The sequence below is a fragment of the Cryobacterium sp. 10I1 genome, from assembly GCF_035019805.1.
Classification (GTDB): Bacteria; Actinomycetota; Actinomycetes; order Actinomycetales; family Microbacteriaceae; genus Cryobacterium; species Cryobacterium glucosi.
In genome coordinates this window covers 1-231 of the sequence record NZ_JASJVF010000699.1, presented here as the reverse complement: position 1 = coordinate 231, position 231 = coordinate 1, and the positions used below count along the sequence as shown (strand labels likewise).

The following is a 231-nucleotide window of genomic DNA, read 5'->3' as shown; positions in this document are numbered from 1 at the left end:
AGCGCATCACGGTTGTTGCGCCGTTCTACCCTTACGCCCGCCAGGACAAGAAGGGCCGCGGCCGCTGCGCAGCAGGCGGATGCTGCTGGTGATGCGCCTCGCCGTCGTGCTCGGGCTCGTGACGCTGATCGTGCCGGGGATCCTCACGTCGATGCAGATCGCATCCGTCACAGCCACGAACGCGTGCTCCGTTGCGGTCGCTCACTACTACCCGCTCGCGGAGGGGTCCAC

Annotated in this window: 1 pseudogene; it reads left to right on the top strand. The window is 67.5% G+C overall.

The annotated features are described in order from the left end of the window. Positions 1–65: pseudogene (locus QN345_RS20405) on the top strand (ribose-phosphate pyrophosphokinase-like domain-containing protein); the annotation flags it as partial. Positions 66–231: the final 166 nt, after the last annotated feature.